Origin of the sequence: Vibrio sp. 10N.222.54.A3 (genome assembly GCF_041474095.1) — a bacterium.
In the GTDB taxonomy this organism is placed as follows: domain Bacteria; phylum Pseudomonadota; class Gammaproteobacteria; order Enterobacterales; family Vibrionaceae; genus Vibrio; species Vibrio crassostreae_C.
The window spans coordinates 88,383-108,751 of sequence record NZ_JBFRTN010000060.1 but is presented as its reverse complement, the minus strand read 5'-3'; the positions used below and the strand labels follow the sequence as shown (position 1 = coordinate 108,751).

The following is a 20,369-nucleotide window of genomic DNA, read 5'->3' as shown; positions in this document are numbered from 1 at the left end:
AGTTTGATGTCTTAGTTTTTGAACTAGCTTGACATCATTACTCAGCTTCCAGACTATATTCCCCAATACTTCGCTCGTTCGCTCTACTATGACGGTTCATAGTAATGATTCTGCTTTAGTGAAACTGGAGCCAGCGAACTGACGCAAACTTTTTGAGTAAACTCCGTATTATGACTGAACAATATAATGCAAAAGACCTCGAGGTACTTGAAGGTCTCGACCCTGTGCGACACCGCCCGGGAATGTATACCGAGACAGAAAGACCTAACCACCTTGCCCAAGAAGTCATTGATAACTCAGTCGATGAAGCACTAGCGGGACACGCTAAGAAGATCAAAGTGGTACTTCATGCAGACCAATCGTTAGAAGTTACCGATGACGGCCGTGGTATGCCTGTCGATATCCACCCTGAAAAAGGGATCTCAGGTGTTGAGCTGATTTTAACTAAGCTCCACTCTGGCGGTAAATTCTCGAATAACAACTATAAGTTCTCTGGTGGTCTGCACGGTGTAGGTATCTCGGTTGTAAACGCGCTGTCAAAACGTGTTGAAGTGACCGTACGCCGAGAAGGTCAGGTTCACGAGATCGCACTTGAAGGCGGTCATGCAGTAACAGAGCTTACTGTGACGGGCACTTGTGGTCATCGTAACAGTGGTACATCAGTACATTTCTGGCCTGATCCTAAGTACTTCGATAGCCCTAAATTCTCGACACTTCGTCTGATTAACAACCTACGTGCAAAAGCAGTGCTTTGCCCAGGTTTAGAAATTACCTTTATCGACAAAGTCGGTGGCGAAGAGCATAAATGGTTCTATGAAGATGGCCTAAAAGACTACCTTGCCGAAGGCGTGAAAGGTTACACCTTACTGCCTGAAGAACCGTATGTTGGTGAATTTGTCGCTGAAACAGAAATGGCAAACTGGGCGATCATCTGGCAGCCAGAAGGCGGCGACATGATCACCGAAAGTTACGTGAACTTAGTACCGACTAAACAAGGTGGTACACACGTAAACGGTCTTCGCCAAGGTCTTCTTGATGCAATGCGTGAGTTCTGTGAATTCCGTAATTTGCTGCCGCGTGGCGTTAAGCTAACGGGCGACGATATCTTCGATCGCTGTTCGTACGTACTGTCGGTGAAGATGCAAGATCCGCAGTTTGCTGGTCAAACAAAAGAGCGCTTGTCTTCACGTCAAACTGCTGCGTTTGTGTCTGGTGTGGTAAAAGATGCGTTTAGCCTGTGGTTGAACGAAAAGCCACAACTGGCAGAACAGCTAGCAGAAGCTTGTATTGCGAATGCCCACCGCCGTATGCGCGCAAGCAAAAAGGTTGTGCGTAAGAAAATCGCTTCAGGTCCAGCACTGCCGGGTAAGCTAACTGACTGTTCAGTTCAAGACTTAAGCCGTACCGAAATCTTCTTCGTGGAAGGGGACTCGGCGGGTGGTTCTGCTAAACAAGCACGTGATCGTGAGTTCCAAGCAGTTATGCCACTTCGCGGTAAGATCCTAAATACATGGGAAGTGTCAGCAGACCAAGTATTGGCTTCGCAAGAAGTGCACGACATCTCGGTGGCTCTAGGCATCGACCCGGACAACGATGATTTATCCGGCCTGCGTTACGGTAAGATCTGTATCCTTGCCGATGCGGACTCGGATGGTCTTCATATCGCGACACTGCTGTGTGCTTTGTTTACTCGCCATTTCCATGCATTAGTTGAAGCGGGTCATATCTATGTGGCAATGCCTCCTCTGTATCGTATCGATTGCGGTAAAGAAGTGTTCTACGCACTCGATGACGCAGAGAAAGACGGTGTGCTTGAGCGACTATCGCAGAAGAAAGCCAAGATCAACGTGCAACGATTCAAAGGTCTGGGTGAAATGAACCCACTTCAGTTGCGTGAAACCACCATGGATCCAAACACTCGTCGCCTTGTGCAGTTAACGATTGATGACAGCGAAGCAACCAACGAGATGATGGACATGCTGCTTGGTAAGAAACGTGCAGATGATCGCCGTACATGGCTACAGACTAACGGTGATATGGCCGAGGTATAATGGATGTCTAACGAAATTACATATGATGGCGTTGAACAGCTGCCAATGCGCAAGTTCACCGAAGATGCCTACTTAAATTACTCAATGTACGTGATCATGGATCGTGCATTGCCGTATATCGGTGATGGCTTGAAGCCAGTACAGCGTCGTATTATCTACGCGATGTCTGAGCTAGGCTTATCGGCTGCATCGAAATACAAAAAATCAGCACGTACCGTTGGTGACGTATTAGGTAAGTATCACCCACATGGTGACTCTGCTTGTTACGAAGCGATGGTATTGATGGCGCAGCCTTTCTCTTACCGCTACCCATTGGTAGATGGTCAAGGTAACTGGGGTGCTCCTGATGATCCGAAATCGTTCGCTGCGATGCGTTATACCGAAGCCAAATTATCTAAGTTTGCTGAGGTTCTTCTAGGTGAACTAGGTCAAGGCACTGTTGACTGGCAACCAAACTTTGATGGCACGATGAAAGAGCCTCAAATGTTGCCTGCTCGCCTACCTCACATCCTACTTAACGGTATTACAGGTATCGCGGTAGGTATGGCGACCGATATTCCACCACACAACGTGCGTGAAGTCGCTAATGCAGCCATTCACCTAATTGATACGCCTAAGTCTGAGCTTTCAGACGTGATGGGTTTCATTCAAGGTCCAGATTACCCGACTGAAGCTGAGATTATCTCCCCGAAATCGGACATCGAAAAGATCTACCGTACTGGACGTGGCAGCATCAAGATGCGCGCGGTTTGGCACAAGGAAGGCTCTGATATTGTTATCACGGCTTTACCTCATCAAGTGTCAGGTGCGAAGTTACTTGAGCAAATCGCTAACCAGATGCGCGCTAAGAAGCTGCCAATGGTTGACGACTTGCGAGATGAATCGGATCACGAGAACCCAACGCGTATCGTTGTCGTTCCTCGTTCGAATCGTATCGACTGTGACCAATTGATGAGTCACCTGTTCGCGTCGACGGACCTAGAGAAAAACTTCCGCGTTAACTTGAACATGATTGGTTTAGATAATCGTCCTCAAGTTAAAGGCTTAGTTCAAATCCTGAAAGAGTGGATCGAGTTCCGTCGCACAACGGTTCGCCGTCGTTTGCAGTACCGTTTAGATAAAGTACTGGCACGCTTGCACATCTTAGAAGGTTTGCTTGCTGCTTATCTTAATATCGATGAAGTGATTGAGATCATTCGTACAGAAGACGAACCATGTCCTGTCCTAATGAGCCGTTTCAACATTTCTGAAATTCAAGCCAATGCGATTCTTGATATTAAACTTCGTAACTTAGCTAAGTTAGAAGAGTTTAAAATCCGAGCGGAACAAGAAGAGCTTGAAGCTGAACGTGAGAAGCTTGAAAAGCTACTCGGTTCAGAGCGTCGCTTGAATACGCTGATCAAGAAAGAAATCCAAGCAGATGCGGATAAATACGGCGATGATCGTCGTTCACCTCTGATTGAGCGCGCTGAAGCGAAAGCGCTAACAGAGCGCGACTTAGTACCAAGCGAACCAATCACGGTTGTGTTGTCTGAGAAAGGTTGGATTCGTCATGCCAAGGGGCATGAAGTGGACGCTGAAGGTTTGAACTACAAATCGGGTGATAAATTCTTAGCGAGTGCTAAGGGTAAGAGTAACCAGCAAGCGGTGTTCCTCGGCAGTGATGGTCGAAGCTACTCCCTTGAGTCACATTCATTACCGTCGGCGCGAAGCCAAGGTGAGCCAATTACAGGCCGCTTGAACGTCAGCCCAGGTACTTCTATTCGCCAAGTGGTGATGGGAGAGAATGAACAATTATGGTTAGTCGGTTCTGATGCAGGTTATGGTTTTGTTTGTAAGGGTAGCGATCTGCTGTCCAAGAACAAGAGCGGTAAAGCCTTGGTTAACTTGCCACAAGCTTCTGAAGTGATGATGCCAAGCCCTATTGCTGACTTGGACAGTAATCAGATTCTGGCGATTACTAACCAAGGTCGTATGTTGTTGTTCCCGATTAAAGATCTCCCTCAGCTGAGCAAAGGTAAAGGCAACAAGATCATCAACATCCCTTCTGCGAAAGCAAAAGAGCGTGAAGAGTTTGTCTCACATCTTATGGCTATCCCAGAGAATGCGACGCTGACTATCTACGCCGGTAAACGTAAGCTTGGTTTGAAACCTGCGGATCTTGAAAACTTCCGTGGTGAACGTGGTCGTCGTGGTGGTCTACTGCCTAGAGGACTACAGCGAGTGACTCGCATCGATATCGAAGAGCAAAGTGAATCGTAGAGATACTTGAAACAATCTTTAGATAAAAGAAAACCCAGCCTATGAGCTGGGTTTTTTGTACTTGTGTATTAGCAGCTTGAATCATTGCTTACAGAGTTTGCTCTACAGGCGAGTATCTTCGGCGATGGTCACCTTTAAGGTTTTGCTTTCACCTTGGCGCAATATACCCACATCGATAACTGTACCAGGTCGCAGGTCGGTAACGATGTCCATTACACTCTGGCGACCATTTACTTGGTTATCGTTGATACTGACAATAATGTCTTGAGCTTCAAAACCCGCATCGGCAGCCGGACCATTAGGGTCTATCCCCAACACAACGATCCCGCCGATATTCTTAGTACCCAACATGCGTGAGGTGACTGAGTTGATGTCTTGTCCATCGATACCAATATAGCCACGAATCACACGACCATCGGCGATGATCTTTTCCATGATTTTATTAGCAAGCGGATAGGGGATAGCGAATGAGATCCCATAGGTTTCCATGTCGGTAGCTTGCTGGAAAGAGGCGGTATTGATACCGACTAGCTCACCTTGTGAGTTCACCAGTGCGCCACCTGAGTTACCTTCATTGATTGCCGCATCGGTCTGGATAAAGGCTTGATGGCCATCGGCACTGATCGAAGAACGGCCGGTTGCAGAGATGATACCAAAGGTTGTTGTTTGACCTAGGTTGTATGGGTTACCGATAGCCAGTACAACATCACCGACATTGGCTTTGTAATTAGGATTGAGTGGGATCACCGGTAGATTATCACCGCTGACTCTAAGTATCGCGATATCGGTGCGTTTGTCTGAACCGACAAGTTGCGCAGCTGCTACTCGGCCATCTTGAAGTGCCACAACTATTTGGTCTGCTTGAGCCACCACATGGAAGTTGGTAATGATGTAGCCTTTCTCGCTAACAATCACCCCAGAGCCCAAACCTTGTGTGAGCAGTTTGTTTCGATCGCTTTCAGCGTATTTACGGCTATAAATGTTAACCACTGCAGGCGCCGCGCGGCGAACTGCTTGGTTAAATGAAATCTGAAGAGAGCCAATATTATCGACTTTAGGGCTAGTGACGTCAGCGACAATCGCTGGTCTTAAGCTCGGGAAGGCGAGAAGAATAAGCGCCGCTGAAACGAGTCCAAGGGAAATAGAACGAAATAGAAAGGACAGCATGTTTCCCTCTTCAACAAGTAAGGTGTGAAGCCTCCATCAATGGATGACTGATTTGATTACAAGTGAAGCATAGCATTTTGATTGATCTAAAGAAAAGGGAGACTGAGTAAGTTTAAAGCAAACTTACTGAGCCTCCCTGTAATTGCGCTGACGTAAGACTATCGAATCACAAGATAGATAGTTCGGTCGCCTCGCTGGATATTAAGCGCCAGTACACCAGGTTGTTTTTCAAGAATCTCTCTAAACTCAGCAAGGTTCTTAACGGGCTGGCGGTTTACTCCGATGATGATGTCATCTTTCAGGAGTTGATAGGCTTCGGCTGGTGAACCTTGAGCAACATTCGATACCTTGACGCCCGTTGCAGAGTCACTCTCTGTTGTGTTGGTTAACTCAGCACCAGCTAGTCCTTCATGGAGCTTCTCAGCTTGTGTTTTATTATTGGTGGATTCACCAAGCGTCACATCAAAGGTTTTGCTCTTACCGTCACGAACCACACCCAGTTCAATCTGCTTACCAGCGCCGAGTGTTGCGACCTTAGCTCTTAACTCGCTGAAGGTATCAATGCGTTTGCCATTAATAGAGACAATAATATCGCCCGCTTTCAGTCCTGCTTTATCGGCTGCGCTGTCAGGGACGATTTGGCTAACAAAGGCGCCCTTGCTTGATTCATAACCGAGTGCTTCTGCCAATTCAGAGGTCACTTCTCCGCCTTGAACGCCAAGCATGCCGCGTTTTACTTCACCGAAGTCGAGAATTTGTTCTGTCAGGTTTGTCATCATATTAGAAGGGATTGCAAAGCCGATACCGACATTACCTCCGTTAGGGCCAAGAATGGCGGTGTTGATACCAATTAGCTCACCGTTAAGGTTCACTAGCGCACCACCAGAGTTGCCGCTGTTGATTGCTGCATCGGTTTGAATGAAGTTTTCAAAGTTTTCTAGATTCAGGCCGCTACGGCCGAGTGCAGAAACAATACCGGATGTCACGGTTTGCCCAAGTCCGAATGGGTTACCGATCGCGACACTAAAATCACCAACTCTTAGTTTGTCTGAGTCTGCGACTTTTATCTGGGTCAGGTTTTTGGCTTCTTCTAATTTTAGCAGTGCGATATCAGACATCTGGTCGCCGCCGATTAGCTCAGCATCGTACTCTCGACCATCATGCAGTTTTACTTTGATATCGTCCGCGCCATTAATGACATGGTAATTGGTCACGATATGACCTTTCTCGGCGTCAATGATGACACCAGAGCCTAATCCGCGGAAGGGACGCTCTCGTGTTTGTTCTGGACCAAAAAAGAATTGAAATTGTTCAGGGATTTGCTGACGTTGTACCTGTTTGCCTTCTACGGCAATACTAACCACAGCGGGGGTCACTTGTTCAAGCATAGGAGCAAGGCTCGGTAATTGTTCATTACCCACACTTAATGGCAGTGCGGCTGTTGCTTTAATGGGGGTGATGATTGAACTTAAGCTTAAAGTTAGCACTGATAAAGCAAGCAAAGGTTTTTTCATCATAAACTCCTCTCTAGTTAAGGTCTTAACCCTCTTATACGTTTAATAAGTATGATAAGTTTCAAATGACCTGAGTGAAAGTTATGACTCAAAAACCTTTGTAAAGTTCACAGAAGTGTTAAATGTTTACGATGCTTTTGCTGTAACAACATCGGGAGCATTCATGATTTCTTTCTTCTGCTCTGTAAATAAACCGGTTGCGCCATTAGCGTAATCTTTCGGTTGTTCCTCAAGTGTCGCCTCTTTTACTGAAGGCTTCTCTTGTGGCTTGTCCGAATGGGCAGCGGCTGTTTTCACAAACGGGTTATCTTGCTCTGGCAGGTTAGGAATCAGCTCTGAGCTTGTTTTTTCCATGTGTTGGTACAGTTTTGTGTAGTCTTTACCTAATGTGTCCAACATTTCTGCTGATTTCGCAAAGTGATCAGCCAGCTCTTGTCGCTGCTGCTCAAGGGCAAACTTTGCGCTATCCAATTCTTTCTGTACGTTCTTTTGTTTTTTGTATTCAGGTGTCATGAGACGAGAAATAGCGACCCCTAAAATAACTCCGACTAGTAAACCGGCAACGGCATACATCCAAGGCATAACAGCTCCTTATTATTGTTTTTTAACATGTTTGTTACTGCTTAGTTACACGTGATACGGCTCCATGGTACTATGAGAAAGCCGCAGTATAAAGAGAAATGCGTGTGCGCTAGTTAGCAGTTTGATGCTGCATTATTCACCACATCACGTTATTCCTCGTACTGTTTGGGCTCATTTTTAGTTGTTGTCTGATATTGCTTTCATTGTGGAAATGTCGTCATGAATCCCATTAAAAAATACGAACAAGATATAAAAGAACATGGATTTCAAAGAGATCCAGCACAAGAGCAAGCCGTAAAATCTTTAGATGAACTCTTTCATCAATTTCAAGATTACATGAATACGCCCATTCCTCAACTGACTCGCTTCCAGAAATTACTAGGCAAAAAGCCAGAACTGCCACAACCACCGAAAGGTCTCTATTTTTGGGGTGGCGTAGGGCGAGGAAAAACGTACCTAATGGATACGTTCTATGATGCCTTACCGACCACTAAAAAAATGCGTGTTCACTTTCACCGCTTTATGTATCGAGTTCATGATGAGCTAAAGGCGCTAGGTAATGTGAGTGATCCATTGCCTTTAGTCGCAGACAAGTTGAAGGAAGAAGCGGACATTATCTGTTTCGACGAATTCTTTGTTTCAGACATCACCGATGCGATGATCCTAGGAACCTTGTTCCAAGAGTTATTCGCTCGAAACGCTATCTTGGTTGCGACCTCTAATATTCCACCTGCGGATCTGTATCGCAACGGGTTACAGCGAGCGCGTTTCTTACCTGCCATCAAGCTCATTCAAGACAACTGTCATATCCTTAATGTCGATAGTGGTATTGACTATCGTCTACGTACCTTAGAACAGGCTGAGATTTACCATTACCCGCTAGATAGCCAAGCGAATATTAATCTCGAAAAATATTACGCTCAGCTCGTTGGTGAAGATAAAGAGAAGCTTAAGCAGATAGAGGTTAACCACCGTCAATTAGATGTAGTCGAAGCGAGTGATGGCGTACTGCATGGTACCTTTGCTCAGCTTTGTCAGTCGGCTCGTAGCCAGAACGACTATATTGAGTTGTCTCGGGTTTATCACACAGTTCTATTGGCGGATGTATTGCAAATGGGCGCGACTTCAGATGACGCTGCGAGGCGCTTCATTGCATTAGTTGATGAGTTCTACGAGCGCAATGTGAAGCTGATTATTTCAGCGGAAGTGGAGCTAGAAAAGCTATACACCCATGGTCAGCTAGAGTTTGAATTTAAACGTTGTCAGTCGCGTTTAATTGAAATGCAGAGCCATGAATATTTGGCAAAAGAACACTTAAGTTAGCTTTGATTATCTCGAATAAGAAATAGAATTAAAAAAATCGTGATTTTGTTCAAAAAGAGGTGATTTTTTCTTCGCTCTTCTCTATAATCCTGCGACCTACCGTTACTGCGGGCCTCTAGCGATGAGTAAAGTCACGTTATGCCAAGAGTTTTCCAACACTCGAAGGGGTGATGAATGGTAACTCTTAGACAGTGGGAATACGCGAGTATTCCTTAAGTGTAAATTTTTTAAATAGGTAATTATTAGCATGAAAACTTTCGTTGCTAAACCAGAAACTGTAAAACGCGACTGGTATGTTGTAGACGCTGAAGGCAAAACTCTTGGCCGTCTAGCAAGTGAAATCGCTTCTCGCCTACGCGGCAAGCACAAAGCAGAATACACTCCTCACGTAGACACTGGTGATTACATCATCGTTGTTAACGCTGAGAAAGTTGCTGTAACTGGTAACAAAGCTAAGGGTAAGGTTTACTACCGTCACTCAGAGTTCCCAGGTGGTCTTAAAACTATCACTTTTGAAAAGCTAATTGCTAAGAAACCAGAAATGGTTCTAGAACTAGCAGTTAAAGGTATGCTTCCACGTGGTCCTCTAGGCCGCGCGATGTACCGTAAGCTTAAAGTGTACGCTGGTACTGAGCACAACCATGTTGCTCAACAGCCACAAGTACTAGACATCTAAGGGGATTATGAAAATGGCAGAGAATCAATACTACGGCACTGGTCGTCGCAAAAGCTCAGCAGCTCGTGTTTTCATCAAACCAGGCTCTGGTGAGATCGTAATCAACAAGCGTAGCCTTGATGTTTACTTCGGTCGTCCAACTTCTCGTATGGTTGTTAAGCAACCTCTTGAGCTAGTTGAACTAACTGAGAAACTTGACCTTTACATCACTGTTTCTGGTGGTGGTATTTCTGGTCAAGCTGGCGCAATCCGCCACGGTATCACTCGCGCTCTTATGGAGTACGATGAAACTCTACGTCCTGCTCTACGTGCAGCTGGCTACGTTACTCGTGACGCTCGTTGCGTTGAACGTAAGAAAGTTGGTCTACGTAAAGCACGTCGTAAACCTCAATTCTCTAAGCGTTAATTTTTCTTTACGAAAAAGTACACGCCCCCAGTTTTACGACTGGAATTGTGGTTCAAAGCTCGGCTATATGCCGGGCTTTTTGTTTTTATACCCCCTCTAAACGCTTTCCCTTCCTCGTTTTATTTCCAAATTCTTATATTTTGAAAGCTTTTGTAACCCAATGTGCGCTTTGCCTCATGATTGTTACAAAAAGGTAGCTTTATCTTGTCAAAAAGTAGGGTTTTATTTATCATTTGCCGTCAATAAATAGAACTAAATACATATTTTGTTAGCCATGCTCTTTAATCGGAATTATTTCAATCCACAAGGAGCAAATGGGAGAATGTTTGGATGAGCAACGCGCCTTTAAATAACGGTCGCAGGCGTTTCTTAACCGCAACAACAGCCGTTGTTGGTGGTTTAGGAGCAGCTGCTGTAGCCGTGCCTTTTATTAAATCATGGAATCCGAGTGCCAAGGCGAAAGCTGCGGGCGCGCCGGTGGAAGTGGAAGTCAGTAAGTTAGAACCGGGACAAATGGTTCGTGTCGAGTGGCAAGGTAAACCTGTATGGGTTGTACGCCGTGCTGAGTCGGTACTAGAAAACCTAAAATCGATCGGTGGTCAACTTCGTGACCCTCAATCTGAAGCTGAACAACAACCAGAATACGCACAGAACGAGTTCCGTTCAATTAAGCCGGAATTCTTCGTTGCTGTTGGTTTCTGTACGCACTTAGGTTGTTCTCCAACTTACCTGCCGGATTCTTTTGCAGAACAAGTTCAGGGTGTTAAGTCTGGTTTCTTCTGTCCTTGTCATGGTTCAAAGTTTGATATGGCAGGTCGAGTATTCCAAGGCGTACCAGCTCCATTGAATCTTGTTGTACCAAAGCATATGTATTTGAGTGACACTAAGATCATGATCGGTGTGGACGAGGGAGACGCGTAATGCAAGGATTGCTTGATTGGGTAGAGAAACGTCTACCCGCGATGAATGCGTATAAAAAGCATTTATCTGAATACCCAATGCCTAAGAACTTTAACTTTTGGTACCTTTTCGGTTCTTTGGCAATGTTGGTATTGGTTAACCAAATCCTTACGGGTATTTGGCTAACAATGAACTACGTACCGTCAGGTGAGGGTGCATTTGCTTCTGTTGAATACATCATGCGTGATGTGGAATACGGTTGGCTACTACGTTACATGCACTCAACAGGTGCTTCGGCATTCTTCGTTGTTATCTACCTGCACATGTTCCGTGGCCTAATCTATGGTTCTTACCAAAAGCCTCGTGAGCTACTTTGGATCTTCGGTATGTTGATCTTCTTAGTGCTTATGGCTGAGGCTTTCATGGGTTACCTACTACCATGGGGTCAAATGTCGTACTGGGGTGCTCAGGTAATCATTTCTCTGTTTGGTGCGATCCCTGTTATCGGTGATGACCTAACGCTTTGGATCCGTGGTGACTACATCATCTCTGGTGCAACGCTGAACCGTTTCTTCGCACTGCACGTTATCGCTCTACCAATTGTACTTCTGCTGCTTATCGTACTTCACGTACTAGCACTGCACGAAGTGGGTTCGAACAACCCAGACGGTATTGAGACGAAACTTCCTAAAGGCACAATGGGCGACGACTACAAAACGCAGTTCCCATTCCACAAGGATTACACTAAGAAATACGACATCATTGACTCTATTCCTTTCCACCCATACGGGACCGTGAAAGATATGGTTGGTGTGGCCGGTTTCCTATTCTTCTTCTGTTATGTGCTGTTCTTTAACCCAGAGATGGGTGGATTCTTCCTTGAGCCGCCAAACTTTGAAGCTGCTAACCCACTGAAAACACCAGAGCACATCGCTCCGGTATGGTACTTCACGCCGTTTTACGCAATTCTGCGTGCTGTTCCTGATAAGTTGCTAGGTGTTGTAGCAATGGGCGCATCTATTGTTGTGCTATTCCTACTACCATGGTTCGACCGTTGTAAAGTGCGTTCTTACCGTTACCGTAGCAAACTGCATTTGATTAACATCATCCAATTCACAATAAGCTTTATTGCGCTTGGTGTACTTGGTGCGCTTCCAGCAACGCCAACATACACGCTACTGGCTCAAATCTTTAGCTTAGGTTACTTCATGTTCTTCGTTCTACTGTGGTTCTACAGTAAAAATGAAGCGACGAAACCATTACCAGAAAGGGTGACATTCAAATGAAAAAGTGGATTGTAATTTTATTTGCTATGTTGCCGTCACTGGTGATGGCAGCGGGTGCAAACGTACCATTAGACAAAGCGAACAATGATTTAACAGACAAAGCTTCATTGCAAAATGGCGCTAAGATGTTCATGAACTACTGTTTCGCTTGTCACTCAACGCAGTACCAGCGCTATGAACGTGTTGCGAATGATTTAGAGATCCCCGTTGATCTTATGAAGGAAAATCTGATTTTCGACCCTGAAGCGAAAATCGGTGACTTGATGGTTAATGCTATGCCTTCTGATCAAGCGGCAAGTTGGTTTGGTGCTCCGCCACCAGACCTAACATTGGTTGCTCGTGTTCGTGGCGCAGACTGGCTGTACACTTACCTTCGTACTTTCTATGAAGATCCGTCTCGTCCATTTGGCGTGAACAACATTGTTTTCCCAAGCGTTGGTATGCCGCACGTTCTTGAAGAACTGCAAGGTATCCCAACACCAATCTACGATACTCATATGGTAGATGGCGAGGAAGTGACGGTTGTTGTTGGCACTGAGACTGACGGCTCTGGCGAATTAAGTGCTGGTGAATACGACGAAGCAGTTCGTGACCTTGTTAACTTTTTGGTTTACTCGGGCGACCCAGTTCAACTTGAGCGTCACGCTATGGGTTGGTGGGTAATGGCCTTCTTAGTAATCTTCACTATCATCGTGATTTTGCTGAAGAAAGAGTATTGGCGTGATGTGCACTAATTGTGCTATAATACCGTGCTAATTCCCAAATTATGTTAATGTTCAATGGAGGCTTTAGGCCTCCATTGTTTTTATTTAAAGTGTACTGGAGGGCTCCATGGCTGTAGCTGCCAATAAACGTTCTGTAATGACTCTTTTCTCAAGTGCTTCTGATATGTATAGCCATCAGGTGCGCATCGTTCTTGCTGAAAAAGGCGTAAGTGTTGAAGTTGAGTTGGTTGATGAAAAAAATCTACCAGCAGAGCTTGTTGAACTGAACCCGTACAAATCAGTACCTACTCTTGTTGATCGTGAGCTTGCTCTATATGACTCGAAGATCATCATGGAATACCTAGATGAGCGTTTCCCTCACCCACCGTTGATGCCTGTATACCCGGTTGCTCGTGGTAATAGCCGTCTAATGATGTACCGCATTGAGCGTAACTGGTATTCAGTTGCAGAGAAGATCGTTAAAGGCAACGCTGAAGAATCTGAAGCAGCTCGCGTTAAACTGCGCAACGACCTACTGACTCTTGCTCCTATCTTCGCTGAGTATGAATACTTCATGAGCGAAGAGTTTAGCCTAATTGATTGTTACCTAGCTCCGCTATTATGGCGTTTACCTGAGCTTGGTATCGAACTAATTGGTCCTGGTTCTAAAGAGCTTAAGATTTACATGAACCGCGTATTCGAACGTGATTCATTCCTAGCTTCTCTAACTGAAGCTGAGCGTGAGATGCGACTCGTTCGCTAAGCGTTTATGGATATTTCTAATATGACTCCACGCCGACCATACATGCTTCGTGCATTTTATGAATGGCTGGTTGATAACGAACTAACTCCGCACCTTGTTGTTGAAGCAACATTACCGGGTGTGCGAGTTCCAGAAGAGTTTGTTCAAGATGGTCAGATCATTCTGAACATCGCGCCTCGTGCGGTTGGACAACTTGAACTGGGTAACGAAGCTGTGACGTTTAGTGCTCGCTTTAGTGGTCGTCCACACTCTGTGATCGTTCCGCTTTACGCAGTACAAGCGATTTATGCTCGTGAAAATGGTGCTGGTACCATGTTTGAACCTGAAGAGGCTTACATGGAAGCGTTTGAAGAAGGGATTGAAGAAAGTCCTTTTGAAGAACCAGAAAAAGGCCCATCTTTGAGCGTAGCAACGGCAGACGTAGATGCTGAAGAGCCAGACTCAGATCCTGAGCCACCTCGTCCAGCGAAAGGTCGCCCAAGCCTTCGTGTTATCAAATAACGTTAGTTAAATAACGAACCAAATAAAAAAGCAGCGACTCGTCGCTGCTTTTTCTTTTCTGCTATATAGCATTCAATTGACTGGCTTAAGGCTAGTTAACAGCCGTCTCTTCTTCACCATATTCAAACGCTCGAATGACCTGTTTTACGCCAGAGATGTTACGAGCAACTTCTGTTGCGATATCGGCATGCTCTCGAGTCACGAGTCCAAGCAGGAATACTTCTGAATCCTCAGTAATCACTTTTACTTTGATGCCGTTAAGCTCAGCATTCGCAAGCAGAGCTGATTTCACTTTAGTGGTAATCCAGCTGTCTTTACTAATAGCACTTACAGACAAAGGTTCTTTCACTCGAACCTGATTGTGGATGCTCTCAACGCCAGCCACTTCTTTGGCTTGGTTTTCAAAAGCGCGACGTTCTGAATCTGTGGTTGCTTGTCCCATCAATACCACCGAACCTCGGTACGAGCTTGCGGTGACACGTACGTTGCCACGGAATGGTTGTTTATTGGTAATCGCTGCGACTTCAAATTCGATGTTGTTGTCGTTCCAAATCTCTTTGGTTGTTCGCGTATCCGTGACTAGGTTTGCAGTGGTTGCAGCACCAGCAATGAAAATGCCAGCACAACCAGACAGAGACAGTGTAAGTAGCGAAACACTAATCAGCTTAAACAGCCTCATAGAGGTTAATGATTTCATTGTGATGCTCCGTATATCACTCTTCGTGAGCAGGGAAGAGTACTTGATCGATTAGGTCACATAGGCAGTGTAGTGTCACCATGTGTACTTCATGAATGCGCGCTGTACGGTGTGAAGGGATACGAATCTCTACATCGTGTTCACCAAGCAAACCTGCCATCTCACCACCATCTTTACCGGTAAAGGCGATAATTGTCATGTCGCGAGTTACCGCCGCTTCCATTGCCTTGATGATGTTCTTGCTGTTACCACTAGTCGAGATAGCCAACAGGATATCGCCAGTTTGACCAAACGCACGTACCTGCTTAGAGAAGATCTCTTCATAGTGGTAGTCGTTAGCCACAGCCGTTAGCGTGGTGTTATCTGCTGTGAGTGCCATCGCTGGAAGGCTAGGGCGCTCTGTTTCAAATCGGTTGAGTAGGCACGATACAAATTGCTGAGCATTCGACGCCGAACCACCATTACCACAACAAAGAATTTTGTTTCCGTTAAGCAAGGTCGCAACCATTGCTTGAGCGGCATGCGTGATTGCGTCAGGCAGAGCTTCTGCAGCCGCAATTTGGATTTGAATACTTTCTGTGAAACTTTCTTTAATGCTGTCTAGCATGTTTATCCTTGGGTAATCGCGTTTTGAATCCAGTCGATAGTGTCATTCGGCCCTTCAATGGCAACAATATCAAACCTGAAATCTGTAGAGTGCACCGACAAGCCTTGCTGCATAAGCCAAACATTGGCTGTTTTGAGCAGTTTCTGTGACTTCTTGGCAGTCACCATTTCAGCGGCATGTCCGTAGCGGGTTTGCTTGCGGTATTTTACCTCAGCAAACACAACCGTATTGTTATGGCGCATTATAAGATCAATCTCGCCACATTTTGCTATGAAGTTTTCTTCTATTAACGATAAACCGTGGTTAATCAGATAAGATTTTGCCACGGCCTCGTATTTATCACCCACTTGTTTGTGGGTGATGGTTGGTTTGGATAGGAACTTTCGGCTAAAAAGCCCCATGCTCTGCCCAGCTGATTTCACGTTGAACCACACAGTTGTTATCGATGGTTAGCACACCCGTTTCACCTGGAATGCTGTAACCTTGCACGGCTTTCATCTGTGGCAGTGCATCCATTAGATAGTATGCATCCATTCCTAGTGCTTGCAGACGTTTTTGGCCGTTTGAGTGCGCAGGCCATAGGTCGTTGAGCTCTTTATTAAGCTCGTTTTTATTCTCAACTAATAGTGGGATATCGCTGTAGAACACACCGGTTAGGTCTTCATACTGCTTATCACCGCTGTTGCTGCGTGAGTTTGAGAACAGAGCGGGTTGGCTCGCATCTGGGTTAATTGCAACTTCAATGAAGGGTTTGATTAGTGTTAGCTCTGAGTTCTTAGCCACAATGTAGACAGAATCGATATCACGACGGCTGCGTGGCTCGGTTTCTAGGTCTAGGTTCAGTAATCCGTCCATTTGAGCGATACGCTGTTGGCTCTCTTGCAAGCCGAATACCTGATTCACATTACGTTGCAGTTGGCGTTTGTCAGAGAACAAGCTGATAGCAACATCGTTGCTGCTGTATTTTTTCCACTCTTCTTTAAACGCTTGCTCAACACGATCGCCAAGGCGTCCCTTCGGAGCCAGAATCAGTGGGTATTTGTAGCCTTGAGCAAACAGGTGTTTCGCTGCTTGAGCAACCTCTTGCTCTGGCGATAGAGCGAGATAACAAATGTTAGTATCTGGTTCTAGTTGCGTTGGGATATTCAGAGCTAAAGCTGGAATCGAGTTCTCGTGGTTTTTCTGCGCTTGCTGAAGTTTAGTTATGTTGCTCTTAATCAGCGGGCCAACGATGAAATCAACGTTGTTCTCTTCCAGTGTCGCTTTAATCTCAGCGGCACTTTGCACGTTGGTATCCATTACCGTCAGCGTTGCATCTTCTTCGCGCTCTTTGTCATTCATCATCGCAAAGATGAAACCGTCACGCACAAGTTGTGCTTGCTTGCCGTACTTACCGGTTAGAGGCAGTAATAGTGCAGTGCTGGTTGGCTTGCTGATCTCTAGTGCCAAGACGTCAGTGATCGCCTGAGGTGTGTATGTCGCTGCTGGGTGCTGAGGATTCTCAGCCAGCCAATCAGACAGAGTTTTCTGTAGGTCTGGAAGGTTAGAGTTCAGCGTCTTCATATAAATAGCCAGCTGTAACCAACCTGCTAGAACGTCTTCTGTCGGAGAAGTCTTAAGTTCTAGAATCTCATATTGAGAGTAGCTATTTAGGTTCTGCCAAATACGGTCAGCAGCTTGTTGTTGGAGCTCGTCGTCAGCGTCTAGATATTCTGAATAAAGAACTAACTCACGGCTTGCTTCAAAATACTCGCTTTGCATTTCAGAAATGTTCGCGCGTAGCTCGTGATAATCTTTCCACTGCTCGTTCGGAAGTTTCCACCAAGGCTGGAAGTTCAGTTGGCTATAAGCTTGTTCAGGCTGCGAGTTATTCACCAACAGTTGAGCGCGAGCTAATTGCCATTCCGCTTGTTGCGTTTCGCTCAGCTCTTGTTTTGCTAAGCGTTTAATAAGCAGAGTTGCTTGATCGGTTTTTCCAGCTTGCACAGAAGCCTTAAGCGCCATGATTAACCAGTCGTTTTGTAGACTTCCTTTGCTACTATCCGCTTGCATCATGTAACTTTCAGTTGATTGCGCTGGATCTAGTGTAATATCAACGCTCGTTGGTGCTTGAGGACCTGAAGAACAAGCCGCCAATGTAATTGCTAATGCAATTGGAGTTAGTAAGCGTGGTACACTGAGTCTCTTATGGTTCATCGTTGCCATGAGTTCTTTAAATTCCGTATAAATTTGTATCTATATTAATCGTTGAAGTGATGGTAAACAAATGACAGATAACAAAACCTTGCTCACAGAGAGCCCAACTCTCTACATTGTGCCAACCCCAATCGGAAATTTGGGAGATATCACTCAAAGAGCAATTGAAATTTTATCAAGTGTCGATGTTATTGCAGCCGAAGACACACGCCACACGGGTAAGCTGCTTGCTCACTTCAATATATCCACCAGAACGTTCGCTTTACATGATCATAATGAACAAACTAAAGCGCAAGTTCTAGTCGAAAGGTTATTAGAAGGTCAGTCTATCGCATTAGTCTCTGATGCGGGTACTCCTTTAATCAGTGATCCAGGTTACCATCTTGTCTCACAATGTCGTCAAGCGGGTGTGAGAGTTGTGCCACTTCCTGGTGCTTGTGCTGTGATTACCGCACTCAGTGCGTCAGGTTTACCGTCAGATCGTTTCAGCTTTGAAGGCTTCTTACCACCAAAGAGTAAGGGTCGCAAAGACAAGTTCTTAGAGATCGCAAAGGCAGAGCGCACGTGCATCTTCTATGAATCACCACACCGTATTTCAGATTCTCTACAAGACATGCTTGAGATTCTTGGCCCTGACCGTGAGGTTGTATTGGCGCGTGAGCTAACCAAAACCTTCGAAACCATCCAAGGGCTGCCACTTGGTGAACTTATTGAGTGGATTGAAGAAGACGCGAACCGTAAACGCGGTGAGATGGTGTTACTGATTCACGGCCACCGTGAAGAAGCGAGCACAGAACTGCCAGACGAAGCGACTCGCACACTAGGCATTCTAACCAAAGAGCTGCCTCTTAAAAAAGCGGCGGCGATGACGGCAGAAATCTACAATCTGAAAAAGAACGCGTTATACAAATGGGGCCTAGAGCATCTAGACCACTAGAAACCTCTTTATAGAGTAGCTAACCTGTATTGAAAAGCTTGTGAGGAGTGATGGTATTGCCGTTATTCCTCTTTTTTTGTCTGAATTGTGTAAAATTCACGCAGTTGCTTAGAGGTTTGCACCATATTTGTGATCTCGCTAGACACTGCACCCTAATCTCTATACAATCCGCCCTCGGAGTTGAACGGGTAATCGCTGCTTTGCTGATGTCCTTCGGGAGACTGACGTTGAGGTCCTTCGGGAAACTGACGTTGAAGTCCTTCGGGAGACTGGCAGAGGGGAGGAACGTCCGGGCTCCATAGAGCAGGGTGCCAGATAACGTCTGGGGGGCGCGAGCCCACGACAAGTGCAGCAGAGAGAAGACCGCCGATGGCCTCATTTCTTCGGAAGGGGCACAGGTAAGGCTGAAAGGGTGCGGTAAGAGCGCACCGTGCGACTGGCAACAGTTCGTAGCAAGGTAAACTCCACCCGGAGCAAGATCAAATAGGCCCTCACATTGCGTTGCTCGCGTATGGGGGCGGGTAGATTGCTTGAGCCTGTGAGCGATTGCAGGCCTAGACGAATGGTTACCGCCGCGCAAGCGGAACAGAACCCGGCGTATGTGTCAACTCCACCTATATAAAGAACCCATCATTACTTAACGGTAGTGATGGGTTTTTTGCTTTATATTGACGTAAATTATTTAGATTTCCTTAGAATCCTTCACCCTGATATGAGCTTGGGTCAAAAATTCCCAAAGCCTATACACAATATGGTGGAGATACGGCGTGAAATCAGTACACTAAAACGTTAATAGAACAAATTATTGCCGAACTAATGGCTCAATCCACTCACTGAGAAGACTATGACAGAAGCATTCAAACATATTTCAGTATTGCTTAACGAATCTATTGACGGACTTGCGATCAAACCTGACGGTACCTACATCGATGGTACTTTTGGCCGTGGTGGTCACAGCCGTACAATCCTGTCTAAACTGGGCGAGAATGGACGACTCTTTAGTATTGACCGCGATCCACAAGCGATTGCAGAAGCGCAAAAGATTGATGACCCTCGTTTTACGATTATTCACGGCCCGTTCTCAGGTATGGCTGAATATGCAGAGCGTTATGACTTAGTCGGTCAAGTGGATGGTGTGTTACTGGATCTAGGTGTTTCTTCACCACAGCTAGATGACGCTGAGCGTGGCTTTAGCTTCATGAAAGACGGTCCGCTTGATATGCGTATGGACCCAACAACCGGTATTCCTGTCTCTCAGTGGTTAGTTGAAGCCGATCTTGATGACATCACATGGGTTATTCGTGAGTTCGGTGAAGACAAACACGCTCGTCGTATCGCGAAAGGCATCATTGCTTATCAAGAGAATGAAGAGAACGAACCACTAACGCGTACCGGTCAGTTGGCTAAGCTTATCTCGGATGTCGCTCCAAAAAGCTTCAAAGAGAAAAAGCACCCAGCAACACGTGCTTTCCAAGCCTTCCGTATCTACATCAACAGCGAACTTGAAGAGATCGATACCGCACTGAAAGGTGCAGCAAGCATTCTTGCTCCTCAAGGTCGTATCTCTGTTATCAGCTTCCACTCTCTTGAAGACCGCATGGTGAAGCGCTTTATCCGTAAAGAGAGCCAAGGGCCACAGGTTCCTCATGGTTTACCGCTAACAGAAGATCAAATTAAAGCTTTAGGTAGTGCCGATCTAAAACCAATTGGTAAAGCGATCAAGCCTTCTAAAGATGAAGTGGATGAGAATACTCGTTCGCGCAGTTCAGTACTACGAATCGCAGAAAAGCTATAGTC

At 45.8% G+C, this 20,369-nt stretch carries 19 protein-coding genes and 1 other RNA gene; 13 read left to right on the top strand and 7 right to left on the bottom strand.

From position 1 onward, the window contains the following. The first annotated feature begins 170 nt into the window (after window positions 1–170). Together parE and parC are read left to right on the top strand one after the other, a co-directional pair. Window positions 171–2,051 carry a DNA topoisomerase IV subunit B gene (gene parE, locus AB4507_RS13615; protein WP_017061428.1) on the top strand — a complete coding sequence of 627 codons (1,881 nt, stop codon included), beginning with the start codon at window positions 171–173 and terminating at the stop codon, window positions 2,049–2,051. Between the two features lie 3 nt (window positions 2,052–2,054). Beyond that, window positions 2,055–4,313 (top strand): DNA topoisomerase IV subunit A, encoded by a 2,259-nt coding sequence (gene parC, locus AB4507_RS13610; RefSeq protein ID WP_017067236.1) that lies wholly within the window; start codon window positions 2,055–2,057, stop codon window positions 4,311–4,313. 102 nt (window positions 4,314–4,415) lie between these two features. Here the strand turns inward: parC and degS are convergent, their stop codons facing one another. From degS to zapG, 3 genes are all read right to left on the bottom strand, one after another. Then, entirely contained in the window at window positions 4,416–5,480 is a 1,065-nt protein-coding gene (degS, locus tag AB4507_RS13605) for an outer membrane-stress sensor serine endopeptidase DegS (RefSeq protein ID WP_017061430.1), read from the bottom strand. A gap of 158 nt (window positions 5,481–5,638) precedes the next feature. Then, window positions 5,639–6,994, bottom strand: a complete 1,356-nt coding sequence (locus AB4507_RS13600) for a Do family serine endopeptidase (protein ID WP_017061431.1) — start codon at window positions 6,992–6,994, stop codon at window positions 5,639–5,641. Window positions 6,995–7,120: 126 nt separating this feature from the next. After that, on the bottom strand, window positions 7,121–7,576 hold the full coding sequence (zapG, locus tag AB4507_RS13595) for a Z-ring associated protein ZapG (RefSeq protein WP_017061432.1): 456 nt from the start codon (window positions 7,574–7,576) through the stop codon (window positions 7,121–7,123). A 219-nt stretch (window positions 7,577–7,795) separates the two neighbouring features. Here zapG and zapE point away from each other — a divergent pair, with 219 nt between their 5' ends. The 8 genes from zapE (at window position 7,796) to sspB (ending at window position 14,135) form a co-directional block, all read left to right on the top strand. Beyond that, window positions 7,796–8,899, top strand: coding sequence for a cell division protein ZapE (zapE, locus tag AB4507_RS13590; RefSeq protein WP_017061433.1), 1,104 nt, complete (start codon window positions 7,796–7,798; stop codon window positions 8,897–8,899). A gap of 247 nt (window positions 8,900–9,146) precedes the next feature. Beyond that, window positions 9,147–9,575, top strand: a complete 429-nt coding sequence (rplM, locus tag AB4507_RS13585; protein WP_010434689.1) for a 50S ribosomal protein L13 — start codon at window positions 9,147–9,149, stop codon at window positions 9,573–9,575. Between the two features lie 13 nt (window positions 9,576–9,588). Beyond that, window positions 9,589–9,981 (top strand): 30S ribosomal protein S9, encoded by a 393-nt coding sequence (gene rpsI, locus AB4507_RS13580; RefSeq protein WP_004740758.1) that lies wholly within the window; start codon window positions 9,589–9,591, stop codon window positions 9,979–9,981. A gap of 330 nt (window positions 9,982–10,311) precedes the next feature. Further along, window positions 10,312–10,902 (top strand): ubiquinol-cytochrome c reductase iron-sulfur subunit, encoded by a 591-nt coding sequence (petA, locus tag AB4507_RS13575; RefSeq protein ID WP_017061434.1) that lies wholly within the window; start codon window positions 10,312–10,314, stop codon window positions 10,900–10,902. Continuing rightward, window positions 10,902–12,167, top strand: a complete 1,266-nt coding sequence (locus AB4507_RS13570; protein ID WP_017061435.1) for a cytochrome bc complex cytochrome b subunit — start codon at window positions 10,902–10,904, stop codon at window positions 12,165–12,167. The genes petA and AB4507_RS13570 overlap by 1 nt, the downstream gene beginning before the upstream one ends. Next, the gene (locus AB4507_RS13565; RefSeq protein WP_017061436.1) at window positions 12,164–12,901 is read left to right on the top strand and encodes a cytochrome c1; all 738 of its coding nucleotides are present in this window, start codon (window positions 12,164–12,166) and stop codon (window positions 12,899–12,901) included. The genes AB4507_RS13570 and AB4507_RS13565 overlap by 4 nt, the downstream gene beginning before the upstream one ends. 97 nt (window positions 12,902–12,998) lie before the next feature. Then, the gene (gene sspA, locus AB4507_RS13560) at window positions 12,999–13,634 is read left to right on the top strand and encodes a stringent starvation protein SspA (RefSeq protein WP_009848943.1); all 636 of its coding nucleotides are present in this window, start codon (window positions 12,999–13,001) and stop codon (window positions 13,632–13,634) included. A gap of 6 nt (window positions 13,635–13,640) precedes the next feature. Further along, the gene (gene sspB, locus AB4507_RS13555; protein ID WP_017072808.1) at window positions 13,641–14,135 is read left to right on the top strand and encodes a ClpXP protease specificity-enhancing factor; all 495 of its coding nucleotides are present in this window, start codon (window positions 13,641–13,643) and stop codon (window positions 14,133–14,135) included. Between the two features lie 91 nt (window positions 14,136–14,226). Here the strand turns inward: sspB and AB4507_RS13550 are convergent, their stop codons facing one another. Genes AB4507_RS13550 through AB4507_RS13535 form a run of 4 tightly spaced genes read right to left on the bottom strand, consistent with a single transcriptional unit; the run spans window position 14,227 to window position 17,644 of the window. Then, entirely contained in the window at window positions 14,227–14,832 is a 606-nt protein-coding gene (locus AB4507_RS13550; RefSeq protein WP_017059276.1) for a BON domain-containing protein, read from the bottom strand. A gap of 16 nt (window positions 14,833–14,848) precedes the next feature. After that, complete coding sequence (locus AB4507_RS13545) at window positions 14,849–15,439, bottom strand: phosphoheptose isomerase (protein WP_004729817.1); 591 nt, start codon at window positions 15,437–15,439, stop codon at window positions 14,849–14,851. A 2-nt stretch (window positions 15,440–15,441) separates the two neighbouring features. After that, window positions 15,442–15,840, bottom strand: a complete 399-nt coding sequence (locus AB4507_RS13540; RefSeq protein WP_017059277.1) for a YraN family protein — start codon at window positions 15,838–15,840, stop codon at window positions 15,442–15,444. Beyond that, on the bottom strand, window positions 15,827–17,644 hold the full coding sequence (locus AB4507_RS13535) for a penicillin-binding protein activator (RefSeq protein ID WP_372182832.1): 1,818 nt from the start codon (window positions 17,642–17,644) through the stop codon (window positions 15,827–15,829). The genes AB4507_RS13540 and AB4507_RS13535 overlap by 14 nt, the downstream gene beginning before the upstream one ends. A gap of 61 nt (window positions 17,645–17,705) precedes the next feature. Between AB4507_RS13535 and rsmI the strand changes: the two genes are divergently transcribed. The 3 genes from rsmI (at window position 17,706) to rsmH (ending at window position 20,367) form a co-directional block, all read left to right on the top strand. Next, entirely contained in the window at window positions 17,706–18,572 is an 867-nt protein-coding gene (gene rsmI, locus AB4507_RS13530) for a 16S rRNA (cytidine(1402)-2'-O)-methyltransferase (RefSeq protein WP_017066241.1), read from the top strand. Window positions 18,573–18,748: 176 nt separating this feature from the next. Continuing rightward, window positions 18,749–19,188: RNase P RNA component class A (gene rnpB, locus AB4507_RS13525), an RNA gene on the top strand. Between the two features lie 228 nt (window positions 19,189–19,416). Further along, window positions 19,417–20,367 carry a 16S rRNA (cytosine(1402)-N(4))-methyltransferase RsmH gene (gene rsmH, locus AB4507_RS13520; RefSeq protein ID WP_017084764.1) on the top strand — a complete coding sequence of 317 codons (951 nt, stop codon included), beginning with the start codon at window positions 19,417–19,419 and terminating at the stop codon, window positions 20,365–20,367. The last annotated feature ends 2 nt before the right edge of the window (window positions 20,368–20,369 follow it).